The 15,916-nt window shown below is 58.8% G+C and carries 10 protein-coding genes; 4 read left to right on the top strand and 6 right to left on the bottom strand.

Annotated elements, in window-relative coordinates; genetic code table 11:
- Window position 1: 1 nt before the first annotated feature.
- The 3 genes from DOU54_RS11035 to DOU54_RS11025 all read right to left on the bottom strand — a co-directional run bounded on the left by DOU54_RS11035 (window position 2) and on the right by DOU54_RS11025 (window position 3,451).
- On the bottom strand, window positions 2–877 hold the full coding sequence (locus tag DOU54_RS11035; RefSeq protein ID WP_113731291.1) for an ABC transporter permease: 876 nt from the start codon (window positions 875–877) through the stop codon (window positions 2–4).
- Window positions 877–1,818, bottom strand: a complete 942-nt coding sequence (locus DOU54_RS11030) for an ABC transporter permease (RefSeq protein ID WP_004438751.1) — start codon at window positions 1,816–1,818, stop codon at window positions 877–879. Before DOU54_RS11030 ends, DOU54_RS11035 begins: the two co-directional genes overlap by 1 nt.
- 106 nt (window positions 1,819–1,924) lie before the next feature.
- Window positions 1,925–3,451, bottom strand: coding sequence for an ABC transporter substrate-binding protein (locus tag DOU54_RS11025; RefSeq protein ID WP_113731290.1), 1,527 nt, complete (start codon window positions 3,449–3,451; stop codon window positions 1,925–1,927).
- A gap of 427 nt (window positions 3,452–3,878) precedes the next feature.
- On the opposite strand from DOU54_RS11025, the gene DOU54_RS11020 reads away from it, so the two are divergent.
- From DOU54_RS11020 to DOU54_RS11005, 4 genes are all read left to right on the top strand, one after another.
- Window positions 3,879–5,003: a glycosyltransferase family 4 protein gene (locus DOU54_RS11020; RefSeq protein WP_113731289.1), complete on the top strand. Its 1,125-nt coding sequence runs from the start codon at window positions 3,879–3,881 to the stop codon at window positions 5,001–5,003.
- Window positions 5,004–5,400: 397 nt separating this feature from the next.
- Window positions 5,401–6,597, top strand: a complete 1,197-nt coding sequence (locus DOU54_RS11015; protein ID WP_113731288.1) for a polysaccharide biosynthesis/export family protein — start codon at window positions 5,401–5,403, stop codon at window positions 6,595–6,597.
- Between the two features lie 282 nt (window positions 6,598–6,879).
- Entirely contained in the window at window positions 6,880–8,175 is a 1,296-nt protein-coding gene (locus DOU54_RS11010; RefSeq protein WP_113731287.1) for an efflux RND transporter periplasmic adaptor subunit, read from the top strand.
- On the top strand, window positions 8,175–11,309 hold the full coding sequence (locus DOU54_RS11005) for an efflux RND transporter permease subunit (protein ID WP_113731286.1): 3,135 nt from the start codon (window positions 8,175–8,177) through the stop codon (window positions 11,307–11,309). Before DOU54_RS11010 ends, DOU54_RS11005 begins: the two co-directional genes overlap by 1 nt.
- Here DOU54_RS11005 and DOU54_RS11000 read toward each other — a convergent pair.
- From DOU54_RS11000 to DOU54_RS28415, 3 genes are read right to left on the bottom strand one after another with little or no spacing between them, the layout of a single operon-like run.
- Complete coding sequence (locus DOU54_RS11000; protein WP_113731285.1) at window positions 11,306–11,854, bottom strand: invasion associated locus B family protein; 549 nt, start codon at window positions 11,852–11,854, stop codon at window positions 11,306–11,308. The genes DOU54_RS11005 and DOU54_RS11000 overlap by 4 nt on opposite strands.
- A gap of 32 nt (window positions 11,855–11,886) precedes the next feature.
- Entirely contained in the window at window positions 11,887–14,439 is a 2,553-nt protein-coding gene (locus DOU54_RS28420) for an autotransporter outer membrane beta-barrel domain-containing protein (protein WP_353505549.1), read from the bottom strand.
- Complete coding sequence (locus DOU54_RS28415) at window positions 14,411–15,616, bottom strand: hypothetical protein (protein WP_353505548.1); 1,206 nt, start codon at window positions 15,614–15,616, stop codon at window positions 14,411–14,413. Before DOU54_RS28415 ends, DOU54_RS28420 begins: the two co-directional genes overlap by 29 nt.
- Window positions 15,617–15,916: the final 300 nt, after the last annotated feature.

Raw genomic sequence — 15,916 nt, 5'->3', positions numbered from 1 at the left:
ATTACAAATCCCTTCGCAGTCTTGGGTCGAGCATGTCCCGCAGTCCATCGCCAACCATTTGCAGCGACAGTACGGAAAGAATGATGGCAAAGCCGGGGAAATAGGTCATCCAGTCGGCCTGTCCGATATATTGGCGGCCGGCGGAAATCATGGTTCCCCACGTTGGAATCTCGGGGCTGACACCAAGTCCCAGAAACGACAGGCCGGCCTCCGCCAGCATGGCGCTGGCAAAAAGAAAGGTGCATTGCACGAGGATCGGCGAGACCAGATTGCGCAGGACATGCCGCGTCATGATGTGGAAAGTGGAAATGCCGAGCGCCTTTGCCGCCTCCACATAGGGCAACTCACGAATTACCAGCGTCGAGGCGCGCACGATGCGGGCAAGGCGCGGCGAATAAACGACGGCGAGCGCGATGATGACAGTCGTCAGCGATGGGCCGAGTGCCGCCACCAGCGCAATCGCCAGCAGAATATCAGGAAACGCCATCATCGCATCGATCAGCCGCGCGATCGGTGTGTCCAGTTTCTGGAAGAAACCGGCAAGCAGGCCGAGCGTGATGCCGATCAGCGCCGAAAGCGCCACCACGGCGGCCCCGACCAGAAGCGACAGTCTTCCGGCGTATATGGTGCGGGAAAAGACGTCGCGACCAAACTCATCGGTGCCGAACCAATAGAGTTCGCTCGGCGGCTTCAGGCGGTTCACGATCGACAGTTTTGAGGGCGAGTACGGCGCTATCATCGGCGCGAAAACCGCAAGCAGCACGAAGACAAGCAGCACGAGCAGGCCGGCGGCGACTGTCTTGCGCTTCAGGAGACGCCGAATGAACAGGACAGTCGGCTTGCGTGCCGGGGGAACGGTGGAAACGATATCGGCCATCAGTAGCGAACCCTTGGATCGACCAGCAGGTAAAGCATGTCGATTGCAAAATTGATGAGCACGTAGAGCCCGGCGATAACGAGAAGCGCGCCCTGGATGACCGGATAATCACGCCGGAGCACCGCCGAGACGACGAGATTTCCGACCCCCGGCAAACCAAAGACGGTCTCCGTTACCACCGCACCCGAAATCAGCACGGCGGCGGTGAGGCCAAGCACGGTGAGAATGGGGATAAGCGCATTCTTCAGCGCATGTTTCATCACCACCCGACGCTCCTTGACGCCCTTGGCACGTGCAGTGCGGACATAGTCATCACCGAGGACATCCAGCATAGAGGCGCGGGTGAAGCGCAGAATGAGGGCGGAGGACACGAGGCCGAGCGCGATGGCCGGCAACGTCAGATGATACATGCGCTCGGCGAAACTCGACCCCGGCCCGCCATAACCCGATACCGGGAACATATCGAGCCTGACGGCGAAGACCTGCATGAGGATGAGGCCGAGCCAGAAGCTCGGAATGCTCGCCGCCAGCATCGCGACCGTCGTTGCGGCCTGGTCCACGAACGAGCCGCGCCGGTAAGCGGCATAGATGCCGATCGGGAGAGCGATGACGCTGGCGATCAGCAGTGAAAAGATTGTCAGGAAAAAGGTCGGTTCGGCCCGATCCAGCAGGGCTGATCCGACAGGCATATTGAGAAAGATCGACTGGCCGAGATCGCCCTTCAGCAATTGGCCGATATAGTAGACATATTGCACCCCAAGCGACTGATCGAGGCCGAGGCGGGTGCGCAGTTCCGCAATGTCCTGTGCCGAGGCATCCGGCCCCAGCATCACGGCGGCCGGGTCTCCGGGCGTGACGCGCAGGATGACGAAAACGATGGTGACGACGAGGAACATCACCACGATCATTCCCGCAAGTCTCTGGAAGATATACCGAATCACGAATAAAAGCTCCTGATCGCAAAAGTGGCGGACCACTTATGCGAGATAGTTGAAGCGAAGCTGCTGAAGGGTGCCGGCAGCCCGGCACCCGATTGCCGTCCTGGCTTTATTTTGTGACCGAGGCATTCCAGAAATACGGCCACGGAGCGGGATCGACGCCTTCCAGCTTGTTGGACTTCGCCGCCACGGCATTGAAGTCACCGATCTTGAGAAGCGGCAGCTCGGCATAGATCGTCTTCTGCACATCGGCCCAGAGAGCGATGCGTTTATCCGGATCGACTTCGGCAGTGAAGGCATCAACCGCAGCCTTGCGTGCCGGCGTGTCCCACCAGCCCGGCGAGCTCGTGGAAAGCGCGCCCATCAGCGCCGGTTCCGGCAGGAACGGGCTGTGGCTGATATAAATATCCCAGAGCTTCGGGTCAGCGCGGCGCTGTGTCAGCGTCGCCCAATCCACCACCTGCATATCCACCTTGAAACCGGCCAGTTTCAGATATTCTGCAGCAACCTGCGCCATCTTATAATGGAACTCATACTGGCGGCTGGTAAGGATGCGCAGCGGCTCACCATTGTAACCGGCCGCCTTCAGCTTTTCGGCGGCGGCTTCCGGATTGCTGACATTATAGTTGCCCTCGACACCTACTTCTGAATGCCAAGAGAAGTTGTCGGGATAATAAGCGCCGTCGAGCGCGTAGAAATCCGTGCTGCCGAAAGCCGCCGCGAGCATGTCTTCCATGTTCAGCGCTTCCGTCACCGCCTTGCGAACCTCAAGCTTTGAGGACAGTCCCTCCTTGGTGTTGAAGACGAAGACCGGATAGCCGAAGGGCTTCAGCATCAACGGCTGCGAGGCGGAGGACGACTTCACCTTCTCGAAGGATTCCACAGGAATGGAATCGACATAGTCGTATTGGCCCGAAACGGCGGCTTCGACGCGGGTGTTCGGATCAGGCACCGGAACGAAGCGGATTTCATCGAGATATTGATGGCGCGCACCGCCGTAACCGTCGCTTTCGCCGCCGCGGGACTTGTAGCCATCGAAGCGCACGAGCTGGATATACTGGTCGGCCTTGCGTTCCTTAAGCATATAGGGACCGGTGCCGATGAATTCGGCCATCGGCTCCGCCTGCTTTTCGGCCGGCAGGATGATCGCCGCGGAATTGTTGAACGCGAGCAGCGAGGTGAGCGGGGCATAGGGCTGCTTGAGGGTGATCGCCACCGTACCGGCGTCGGGTGCGGAGATATTCTCGATAAAGCCGGCGGCTTGCTTGCCGCGCGAGGCGATCTTCATCCAGCGTCCGAGCGAGGCGACGACATCTTCAGACGTCATGTCGCTGCCGTCGTGGAACTTGATGCCCTGTCTGAGCTTGATCGTGTAGGTTTTGCCATCTGCGCTGATCTCGGGCAGGCTTTCCGCCAGCAGCGGCGTCACCTTCCAGCCCTTGTCGAAAGTATAGAGCGTTTCGAAAATATGCTGTGTGACGATGCCGACGAGATCGGCGGTAGACGCCATGGGGTCCAATGTCGGCGGCTCGCCGATGGTGGCGACATTGATCACGCCGCCCTTTTCCTGGGCCATCATCAAACCCGGTGCAAGCAACAACGCGGCGGTGGCGAGAAATGCAATTTTACGTCTCATGGTCAAGCTCCCAGCTCTTATGTGTTCCATTATTATGTTATATGCATCTTTATAACAGAATATCTTGCTGCGACGCCTTGTCAATAACCTTGAAGCGAGGAGGAATGATTACCAGACCGACGGGGAAGCATTTTGGTACGCACCGCCCGCCCGGCGCGCTTTCGGCAGCCACCGCCAGACGCCGGGTCGGCGCAGATGTCAGGAAATTTGGAAGCGGGATATTTCGCATCTGCGAACAAGATGCTATTCAAGAGACGGAGCAGGACAGGATTCCGACAGACATAACCCTGCGTCCATATTATTTTCGCATTGTTTCGTCTTCGCAGCCGCGCTTTTGCGGGTGAAGACAAGATTGATATTCGATACTGCCGGCTTATTTCCAGGTCGGATTACAAATTTTTATTACGTTGATATTATTGAGGAAACTATGAAGACGGCGATCGTCCATGACTGGCTCACCGATAGGGGTGGGGCTGAAAAGGTCCTTCACAACCTTCTCGAAATCTATCCTCAGGCAGATCTTTTTTGCCTCGTGGATTTCATGAGCGAGCGTGATCGCGGCTTTCTCGGCGGCCGCCCGGTGAATACCTCCTTCATCCAGAAGCTGCCCTTCGCCCGGAAGAAATATCGCTCTTACCTGCCGCTGATGCCGCTCGCCATCGAGCAATTCGATCTGAGCGGTTATGATCTCGTCATTTCCTCAAGCTATGCGGTCGCCAAAGGCGTCATCACCGGGCCGGGCCAGTTTCACGTTTCCTATATCCACAGCCCCATCCGTTACGCGTGGGATCTTCAGCATCAATACCTCAAGGAAACGCGGCTGACGCACGGCTTCGCCTCGTGGATCGCCCGCGCCATCCTTCATTATATCCGCATGTGGGACATCCGCACCGCAAACGGTGTCGACCTGATGACCGTCAACTCCAAATTCATCCGCAACCGGGTGCGCAAGTGTTATGGGCGGGATTCCACGGTGATCTATCCCCCGGTAGATACCTCCCACCTCTCTCCCTCTGATCGCAAGGGCGATTATTTCGTCACGGCATCACGGCTGGTGCCCTACAAAAAAGTGCATCTGATCGTCGAAGCCTTCGCAAAAATGCCCGACAGGCGCCTCGTTGTCATCGGAGACGGCCCGGACATGAAGCGCATTCGCGATATCGCAACTCCCAATATCGAAATCCTGGGGTTTGTCGGCAATAAGGAGCTTCACAGATACATGGCGGAAGCCAAGGCATTCATCTTTGCGGCGGAAGACGACTTCGGCATCGTCCCCGTCGAATCCCAGGCTCTGGGCACGCCGGTGATCGCTTATGGAAAGGGCGGCGTGCTGGAAACCGTCATCCCGCTCGGCGGCTCCAACCAGCCCACGGGCCTTTATTTCCGCGAACAGACGCCTGAAGCGATCTGCGGCGCTGTGCAGGAGTTCGTCGACAATTCCGACCGCTTTGACAAGACCGCCTGCATCGACAATGCCGCCCGTTTCTCCCGCGAACGTTTCCTGAGGGAATTCGCCGACACCGTCAATTTCGCGCTCGCTGAACGGGCATGATCGCCTGCAAAGTGAAACTTGACTATCAAAACTGATTACATGGTGTCGACAAAGGAAAAAACTGCATAAGCGTGACAAAACTGCACTAGCACAATGCAGCAATCACAGAGATGATAGTGGGCGGACGAATGTTGAATTGCAACGAAAATAAAACAGTGCGTCTTGCATAACATAAGCAATACACACGATTTAGCCCGAGATACCTTAATAAAATTGAATTACGCTCCAAAATTGCATATCACTTTCGCAGTTCAACACGTTTTTCAATCCTATCCTTTCTGAACAAATGCAAACCGGCTGAGACTTTCTTTACCGGGTTATTTACGAAGTGATCATTTTTTAAAAACCTATACGTGTCCGTTTATGCTTTTCGCACGATATTCATTTTGAGGACCAAATGCGTTTATTGAATGTTTCGATTCTGCTCGCCTCTGCGGCTCTGGCAGGCTGCACTGTCACAGCGGCATCTGGCCCCGACGCAGCCACAATCGAATCCAACGCCTCCGTAAAATTCGGATCAAAGGACAAGAAAAAAACCGCAGGCGTGGATTATGCGCTTATCGACATCAACAGCTCCGTCCTTAACTATGTCGGTGATACCACCACGACCACCTTGCTCGGCAGCTTCGGTGGTGGCAAGGGCGGCGTCCCGGCATTGCCGATGGGTGTCGGCGACGTAGTCCAGGTTGCGATTTTCGAAAGCCAGGCGGGCGGCCTGTTCATTCCAAACGATGCAGGCAGTCGCCCGGGCAACTTCATAAGCCTCCCCAACCAGACGGTCGATCGGGAAGGCAATATCAGCGTTCCCTATGCCGGCAAGATCCGCGCAACCGGCCGCAATGTCGAGGATGTGCAGAGTGAAATCGAGGAGCGCCTGGCAAATCGCGCCATCGAGCCGCAGGTTCTGATCACCAAGATTTCCAGCCGCTCCGCACAGGCCTCGGTTCTGGGCGACGTCAAAGAGCCGACAAAGGTGCAGCTGTCGGAAGCGGGTGATCGCGTTCTTGACGTCATCTCTTACGCGAAAGGCCTGAGTGCTCCCAACATAGAGTCCTATGTCACACTCATTCGGCGCGGGAAAACGGCCCGCGTCAACTATAATCACCTTGTCAGCACGCCTTCGGAAAACATCTATGTAGTGCCGGGCGACACCATCATGGTGGAGCGGGAGCGCCGCACTTATCTCGCCTTCGGCGCTTCCGGCCTCAACGGCCGTTTCGAGTTCGAGGACGCCGAGCTCAAGCTCTCGGACGCCCTTGGCAAGGCGGGCGGATTGCTCGACTCCCGTGCAGATCCCGCCCAAGTCTACGTCTACCGCATCGTCAAGCGCGATCTTCTCGTGAAGCTCGGCATCAACACGTCGAAATTCGCTGGCCAGGACGTTCCGGTCATTTTCCGTGCCAATCTGCGCGATCCCTCGACCTTCTTTGCCAGCACGAAATTCCCGATGCAGGATCGCGACATCATCTATGTCACGAACTCGCAGGCCACCGAACTCTACAAATTCCTGGATCTCGTCGGCTCCGTGCCCGCCACCACAGGCAATGTTGCTGAAGATGTGCTGGCCACCCGCAACGCCATCCGGGCTTTCTGACCTCCAGCGTATCGCATCGCGCAAAAGGCCACCCCGGAAACGAGGCGGCCTTTTCCCGTATCAACCGACGCGAAGAATATGCGCAATGGCGGGTTACACGCCAGTGCGATCCGCTTCAGCCCCTGTACGGCAGGGCAAACGGCTCCCGCACACGGTTATTGCCATTACAAAAGTTTAAGGTGATTTCGCAGCGTATTGGGTGTCTTGTGGAGGAAAGCTGCTCCCAAAGCTTGCCGCACATGTCGGGAAACATGTATCGCCTTCATTACGCGGAACCGTCAGATGAAACGTTTCTGGACCGCCCTCAGCGTTCTTGCCATCGCAGCCGCCGGCGCGTGGTATTTCAAGGACCGCCTGCCGCTCGATCAAATTCCCTATCTGAAACAATTTGCCAGCACTCCACCGCAGGCGGAGACCGCAACCGCAGAAACGACTGCAAGTGCAAAACCGCAATCCTCCCGCAATGGCCAGCCAGGCGCACAACAGGGGCAACGGCAGGGCGGCGGGCGGCGCAATGGCGGACCACCGACCGTCAGCACCATTTCGGTCAGTAAAGCGACGCTGCCAATGGACGCGGCGGCAACAGGGTGGGCGGTAGCAGCCGACATCACCAATATCGCACCGCTCCAGGCCGGCCTCGTCACCGAAATCGGGGCAAAGGACGGCCAGCACATCAAGGCGGGCGATCTGATCCTCAAGATGGACGATCGAATTGCCCGTGCGGCGGTCGACAAGGACAAGGCGAATATCGCCGCCGACCAGGCGACACTTGAACAGACTGAAGCCGCTTTTCAGCGTGCCGCCAACCTCGTCAAGCAGAGCGCCGAGTCACAGCAGGTGCTGGATCAGGCCAGAGCGGCGCGGGACAGCGCCAGCGCCAAGATCGATGCCGACCGCGCAACGCTTGCGTCCGATCAGGTAGCATTGGAACATATGAAAATCCGTGCTCCCTTCGATGGGAGACTGGGTGATATCAGCGTCAGCCCGGGGGCTTACCTTAGTGCCGGCGTGAATATCGTGACGATCACGAAATACGACCCCATCTCGGTCAGTTTCCGGCTCTCTCAACGCTATCTGCCGCAATTGCGCGAAGGCGTAGCGAAAGACACGGCAGTTGATGTCGACCCTGCGGCGACCGGCGGCGAGGCGATGCGCGGCGTACTGCGTTTTTACGACAACACTGTGGACCAGACCTCCGGCACAGTGCTGGCAAAGGCAGAGTTCAAGAACGACCGCGGCCTTTTGTGGCCCGGTCAGTCCGTCAACGTCACCGCGCATTTTGTTTCCGAAGACGAAATGGTCGTCGTACCGACGGTCGCTGTGAGACCCGGACCGAAGGGCAATTTTGTCTACACGGTCGACGGTGATCATCATGCTCATATGACGCCAGTTGAGGTCGCGCGTTCGAACGGCGACCTCACCGCCATTGCGCGCGGCCTTAATGGCGGAGAGCATATCATCGTCGAGGGCCAGTCGGAACTCGCCGACGGCCAGCTCGTGATCGAGCAATTTTCCGACAAGGGCGGGGCGGCAGGCAATCTGGCCGCCAATATTCCGCAGGAAAAGGCTGGCCGCTAATGATCCCGAATTTTTGCATCAACAGGCCCGTCGCCACCACGCTTCTCGCCATCGGCCTCGTTCTGGCAGGCCTTGCCGGTTTCCGTTTACTCCCGGTCGCGGCCTTGCCGAAGGTGGATTTTCCGACGATCAATGTGTCGTCATCACTCTCCGGCGCCTCCCCGCAAACCATGGCCACCTCGGTCACCACGCCACTGGTCAAGCAGTTCGAGACAATTCCCGGCGTCAGCGAGATCAGCGCCACCAATACGCTTGGCAACAGCTCGATCGTGCTTCAGTTCGATCTCAACCGCGATATCGACGCGGCCGCTGCCGACGTGCAGGCCGCAATTTCCCGCGCGCAACGGCAGTTGCCGAGCAATATGACAACGACGCCCAGCTATCGCAAAACGAACCCGGCCGATGCCCCGGTACTCTTGCTTGCGGTCAACAGCAAGGAAATGCCCACCAGCAAGGTCGATGAAATCGCCGAGAACATTATCTCCCCGCTCCTTTCCACCATTTCCGGCGTGGCGCAGGTGAGTATCTACGGTGCGCAGACCTATGCCGTGCGCATTGGGCTGGATCCGGCGCAGCTTCAGGCAAGAGGCCTCGGCGTCGATACGGTCACCACCGCCATTGCCCAGGCGAACAATCAGGTTCCCGTCGGCGCACTGCAGAACGATAATCAGCGCCTGACGATCGAGGCCGATACCCAGCGCACGAACGCAGCCGCCTTCCGTTCGCTGGTCGTATCGACGAACAACGGTGCACCCATTCACCTCGGTGATATCGCCAACGTCACCGACAGCATTGACAACACCAATGCGGGCAGCTGGTTCGACGGCGAACAGGCCATCGTTCTCGCCGTTCAGCGGCAGCCGGATGCCAACACCGTCGATGTCGTGGACGCCATCAAGGCCAAGCTGCCGGCGCTTCACCAGCAATTGCCGCCTTCCGTCAACATCAACGTGATGAACGACGCCTCGACCGCGATCAAGGACGCGATTTCCGACGTTCAGTTTACCCTGTTCCTGACCATCGGGCTGGTGGTGGCAGTGATCTACCTCTTCACCGGGCATCTGACGGCAACCGTCATTCCGGGTCTTGCCGTGCCGTTGTCGCTGATCACGGCTTTCGGCGCGATGTATGTGCTGGGTTACAGCATCGACAATATCTCCCTGCTTGGGCTCACCCTGTCAGTAGGTCTTGTGGTGGATGATGCCATCGTCATGCTGGAAAACATATTGCGTCTGCACGAAGAGGGGCTGCCGATGCGGGAAGCCGCGCTGCAGGGTGCAGCGGAAGTCAGCAGCACCATCCTCTCCATGTCGATTTCGCTTGTCGCCGTCTTCATCCCCATTCTGTTGATGGGCGGGGTTATCGGCAGGCTCTTTAATGAATTCGGCATGGTCGTCACGCTCGCCATCATGGCCTCGGCTCTGGTATCGCTGACGGTCACGCCAATGCTCGCCTCGCGCCTTTCCGGCCACTCCTCCCGGCCACCGGCGATCATCCGCTGGTTCGATGCCGGCTTCGAGCGGACGCTTCGTGCCTATGGAAACGCCGTAAGCTGGTGCCTTTCCCATCGCCGTATTGTTTTGGCGTCATTTCTCGCCTCGGTCGCGGCATCTCTTTATCTATTCGAGGTGCTGCCCTCCAGCTTCTTCCCCCAGGAAGACATCGGCCGTCTTTCGGTTTCGACGCAGGCGCGAGAGGATATTTCCTACACGGCGATGCGCGATCTCCAGGCGCAGGTTGCCGATCAGATCCGCAAGAATCCGGCCGTGGTCCACGTTACATCCATCGTTGGCGGCAATTCGCGCAATCCGCTGAACAACGGCTCGATGTTCGTCGAACTGAAGCCCAAGGAGGAGCGTGCACCTCTGAGCCAGGTTCTGACGGAACTGGGCCAGGCCAGCTCGAAAGTCGCGGGCATCCGCACCTATATCAACCCGCAGCAGAGCCTGCGTTTCGGCGGGCGCAGCTCCGCCAGCCAATATCAGCTCGTGGTGCAGGGCTTGAACGCTGATATCACCAATGAATGGTCGAACAAGCTGATGGAGGCGATGCGCCGCGACCATACCTTCACGTCAGTCACCTCGGATGCCCAAAACGGCGCCATCGCCGCCACGATTTCGGTCGATTCGGAAAAAGCCGCTGCCTTCGGGATTACCAATGATCAGTTGCGCAAGACACTGGAAATGTCCTTCGGCGGTTACACCGCCGCACAGATACAGTCGACCGGCGACAGCTACGACGTCATTGTCGAGTTCGACAGCTCGAAGCCGTGGAATGACGATTTCCTGAGTGACATCAATATTCTTTCGGCCAAAACGGGCGTACTGGTGCCGCTTTCCAACTTCGCTGCTATCACCCGGACGCAGGCGCCTGTTACCATCAATCAGACGGGCCAGCTCGTCTCCACCACCATCTCCTTCAACCTGCCGGATGGTGTGGCACTCTCCGACGCCACAAGCCGGATCGACCAGCTCAAGACCACGATAGGCCTGCCGCAGGATGTCTTCACCAGCTATGGCGGCACGGCGGCAATCTTCCAGCAGAGCCAGGGGAACACCGGAATCCTCATTCTGGCGGCGGTGCTCACCATCTATGTCGTTCTCGGCGTTCTCTATGAGAGCTTCATCCACCCGCTGACCATTCTTTCCGGTCTGCCGGCAGCGGCCTTCGGCGCCCTTGTGGCGCCGAAGGTTATGGGCATGGATTTCTCCATCATCGCCCTGATCGGGCTATTGATGCTTATCGGCATCGTCAAGAAAAACGCGATCATGATGATCGACGTGGCGGTGGAACTGATGCGCGAAAAAGCGGAACCACCCGCAACCGCCATTCACGAAGCCTGCGTGCGCCGGTTCCGCCCGATCATGATGACAACATTCTGCGCATTGCTTGGCGCCCTTCCCATCGCCCTCGGCTCGGGCGCCAGTTCAGAACTGCGCCAACCGCTCGGCATCGCGGTGGTCGGTGGTCTCATCGTCTCGCAATTGCTGACATTGTTCATCACGCCTGTCATCTTCGTGGAAATGGACCGCCTCGGCCGCTTCCTGACAGGGCTTCTCTCCCGCAGGATCGAGCCCCATGCGCAAAAGCAGGAACAGGGCGCGAAACCTGAGCCGGATTCCGTAGCGGCCTAACGCACTTCCTCAAGGCGTTTCAACGCCTCCGGAAACCCTTTGCCCTGCAGCTGGAACGAGACAATGCGACCCTGCAGATCGGGTGCCTCTATCGTCAGTGTCTGTTCCGCCTTCAGCGCCGAGACCAGCTCGACAAAGGGCGAGAAGGAAACAACGCAGCCAACCGGTAAGCAAGTGCTGACCTGCACCTCCTGCAAGCGCATATTTCCCGATTTGACGGAAAAGAGCTTGGTCACGGCTAGACCGAAGGGCAGAACCATCGTGCCCGCAAGTTTCCCCGGTGCTTTTTCACCGGCGAGCCGGAACTCCACGGAAATGGCGAGTTTGCGGGTCTTTTCCTCCAATTGGACCTGAGCTATCGCGCATGCCCGCTTGATTTCCTGCGTCGCGCCAGACGCTCTATCTGGCTCATCGTTATTTTCGGGTCCAGCGCAGGCAAGCTGCCAGCTTCCGTGGGCTTCGTGGAAGGATACCGCGCCTTGCGACGTCTCCTGCGCAGCTGCGCTGTCGAGAGAACTTGCGACGAACAGGAGAGTGGCAGCCATGGCACTTGCGCAACGCGTCTTTTTACACTGCATCAAAAGCGAACCCCAAGTTCGGCGGCAGCGGACTGATCTAGCAGCCCAGCGCCGAAAACTGCACCATAACGGAATGTCAACGTAGCCGATGGCGTGAGATCGTAGCTTAGCCCCAGATTAAGTGTTGCTGCGTCTCGCGAACCTCTCGTGCTCACGACCGAAAACGCTTCGCCGCCTTCGTAGAAAAGGCTGCTGTTCATGTCAGTGTCGCCATAATTGTGACGCCAGGCGAGATCGAACATTGCGCGGCCAAGCATGCCTTCCAGCGCGACATCCCTCGTGATGCGCGCACCGAGCGTCGTGTAAAGCTGATCGTAGCGTGCCGATGCTGAGGATACTGCGGCGATCCCGCCTTTTTCGCCAAAATCTCCGGTGCGGCTGTTTACGTAGGCGATGTTGGCATAGGGCTCGACATGGGTCAGATCAAAATCGAAACGCCAGGCTGCTTCGGCAAAGACCTGCGACGTCGAGCCGCCATAGCTGGCGGAGAGGTTTTCGCTCAGTGTCGAGAAAGAGACCGAGCGGCGCGTATCCATATCCTGAAAAGCATGGATCGCCCCAAACCGCAGAGACGCAGGCCCGATCATCGTTCCCGCATAAGCAGCCACAAAATAACTGTCGACTTCTGCTGAAGCAGCAAATGTCTTCTGCTCGATCCTCTCGTGACTGTAACCGCCCGCCACACCAGCGCGCCAACTTTTCCCGAGTTCACCATCAAGTCCGAACAGAATGCCGCCGCCCTTGCTATCAACCGATGAGCCATTGCCATCGCCATCAACACGTCCACGCGATCCCAAACCGCTGGTCCAGAAGCTCGGCGATCCTACTTCCTCGAACAAGAGGTCCCTGTCGTCCTTCGCATAAGCGACGGGCATGATTGGCCGCGCATCGATGCTGTCGAAAGCGCGGCGCAGCCGTTCCAGAATGACGTCCCGGGTTTGGCTGCTGCGATTGATCAAGGTCATGGCAACCGAGGGGTGGATTTCTCCGGAAAGCTGCGAAAATGCCAGTTGCGTTTCACCGCCCTGAAGGAAAATGGCAGACCGATACAGGGCTGCATTTTCTCCGAGGGCCTCAACGGCGTTGGCCGCGGCTCGCGCATTGGCCGTGGTCGCTTGCGCGGCAAGAAATCCGGGGGCCGACGATGCCGGGCTGAACGACAGATAAGCGGTGCCAGTGTCGTCGCTCTTTGCGATGGTAGCGGTCAGATAGGCAAAGCTCTCATCGATGCGGGAAAAAGCGCCGGTTATGCCACCCGTCGCAGTGAGTAGCTGGTAGCGCGTATTCAGACTGAAAGCAGATCGGTTCGTCAGCGGCGTGACGACGAGGGTTACATCATTGGCGATTGTTACGGTACCGTTCACAGCAAGCCTGTCGGAATTCCCGGCGGTATCTATATCAACCGCATACTTGCCGCCCGCAGCGAATGTAGCGTCGCCTGTCGATGTCAACGTTCCAAGCGGGTTACCCGGAGCCAGCGTCCCGCCCGGACCGATGGAAAGGCCGGCAACGGTACCCGTACCGCCGAGCGCCGCGCCGTCGACCACTGAAACCGCGCTCGCCAACGAGCCATTGACGCTCAGCTTTCCGCCTGAGACTGTCGTCGGACCCAGATAAGTGCTGACGGCCGAGAGTTCGAGGTTGCCTGCGCCAGTCTTTTCGAAACTGCCCGTGCCGTGAATCGCATTCGAAAGCCTGCCGGCGCCATCCACGACCAGCGCCGCGTCATTGGCGATCTCGCCGGAGCCAAAACTTCCAGCGATTCCCTTCAAGGTACCGCCAGATATCGTGGTGCCGCCGGAATAGCTGTTGTTTCCAGCAAGCGTCGTCACGCCATTTTCAGCAACAACGCTGCCCGCTCCCGAAATATCGGCTTTGACGAGGTACGCCGTCTGCGAGTGATTGAAAACGATCCGGCCAGCGCCGGCTCCAAAGCTGATCGCCTGAGCGTCAATGGTGCCGGCCGAACGGGCCGTTTGTCCGGAAGCTGCGCCGACATTCAGGACGCCAGCCGAACCAGCAGACGACGCAATGAGGATGGTAGGCGCCGCGAGCGCTGCGCCGCCGGTTACTTCAACGCTGCCGTTCCCCGCAGCGCCGATGACCAAGGTGTCGCCAACGGAGACGCGCGAGCCGATGCCGTTGACGAGGACGGCCCCATCAGACCCCGCCGAAGAACCCACGGAAAACAGATAGGCATTGAGCGACGCACCATTCGTCACAGTCAAACCGCCGGAACCGGATTGTCCGACCGTCATGCGGCCGGAAGCCCCAAGCCCGCTATCGACGTAAGCCGTTACATTCGAGCTGGCACCCATGATGGTCATCGTTCCCGATGAGCCCGAAAGATCTCCCAGGACCACCTCCCCTGCCCGGATATTTCCGCCGGCGCTGGCTGTAACCTCGGCCGAAGCCGTGTCCTGATAACCGGCGATCAAGGTACCGGTCATCGTCCAGCTGGAGCGACCGCCGGTAACAGTGACCGATGACGACGAACCGCCGAGGGCAGCGACGACACCGTTTCTACTCTCGACAGCCCCCCCCTGCTTCAACCGACATCATGGCGTTGCCACCGCGACCGACGATGATGTCACCCTCGCTGCGCAACGTGCTGCCAACGCCGGAAATCCGGGCGGAGCCGGTACTGGCGGCACTGTTGCCGAGCACGACGGCTTGACTGCCGACGATGCCGCCACCCGTTACGGCCAACGATCCGGTGCCGGCATCGCCGATCGCAAGGCCGCCACTGCCGACAGTCCAGGCCGATCCCTCGCCATCGATATTGACTGCCCCGGTCGCGCCGGCAACAGTGCCGAGCCGGGCGGCGGTGCTATTAACCTTGCCACCGGCGGTCACATTCAAGGTTCCGTTACCGGAAGCCCCGCCGGGGTCGGCGACATCGCCACCGATCTGAAGATCGCCCGCGACCCAGGTGGATCCGTCGCCGGTCACCGTCGCAACGGAGGTGGAATGGCGTCCGATGATGGCGCTGTCGCTGGTCGCGGATGCCGCCGCCTCGACAGTCAGGCGAGCACTGCCCTCATTTCCAACGATCAATTGACCGGTTTCCAGTGAAGAGCCGAGCCGGGTAAGAGTGACTTCGCTTCCCGATGCGGAATAAAGATTGGCAATGACGGTTGTCGTTCCGCTGAGGAGTTTTCCGCCGCCCGTCACCGTGAGTGTGCTGACACCGGCATTGCCGATGACGGTGTCGGCTGCAACCGTCCAGCGGCTGCCGGCGCCCGATATAAGCGTGGCACCTTCGGTTCCAGCCCCCTCGCCCAGAATGGCCCTTTGGCTGTCTACCGTGCTTCCGGCAAGAATTTTAAGCTCGCCGTTTCCGCCGCCGGAGGGCGCGGACCCGCCGCCGTATCCCACAAAGATCGTGCCTGCCGTAACGAGACTGGACGAATTGTCGAGTGTCAGGAAACCGTTCCCTGTTGCCCCTTCGCCGATGTAGACGGTCCCGGTCGAGACCGCGCTGCCATGTAACAGGGAGAGGGTACCGATGCCGTTACCGCCGACCGATAAGAGACCCTGGTTTTGCAGGGTCGCGCCCGAGAACGTGACGGTACCACCGATTGCCGCGGCGACGCCAAGGCTGAGCGAATTTGATAACAAGCTCCCATTGATAACCAAAGTACCGGACGAAACTTGCCCGACCGTGACGGAATTGGCCGTGGCAGATGTGTTGGTCACGACAACCGGGCCATCGCTGTTGATCAACACGTCATCGCCGGCATCGGGCACGCGGGCTGACGGCGCCCAGTTCGTCGAGGCAGACCAACTGCCGCCCCCAGCGCCGGTCCAGTTCAAGTTTTCCGCACAAGCACTCTGACCAAGGCTAACGGAAAGAAGAATCGACAAAAACCAGCCTGTGCCGAACACCGAAAGGCGCCCGGCAGCTTTCCTGCATGCAATACTTTCCGGAGAGGTTTCCCCATCCAAAAAGAGGCAGAAACAACCGGACATTCAAACTTCCCTAATGAGCGCCGCACTATATCCATGATTCGGCGAATCATTTCTTCA

This window comes from Agrobacterium sp. MS2 (assembly GCF_003261015.1).
GTDB lineage: Bacteria > Pseudomonadota > Alphaproteobacteria > Rhizobiales > Rhizobiaceae > Agrobacterium > Agrobacterium pusense.
Note: the sequence above shows the minus strand (reverse complement) of the source record. Positions and strands in the feature narration are given on the sequence as shown.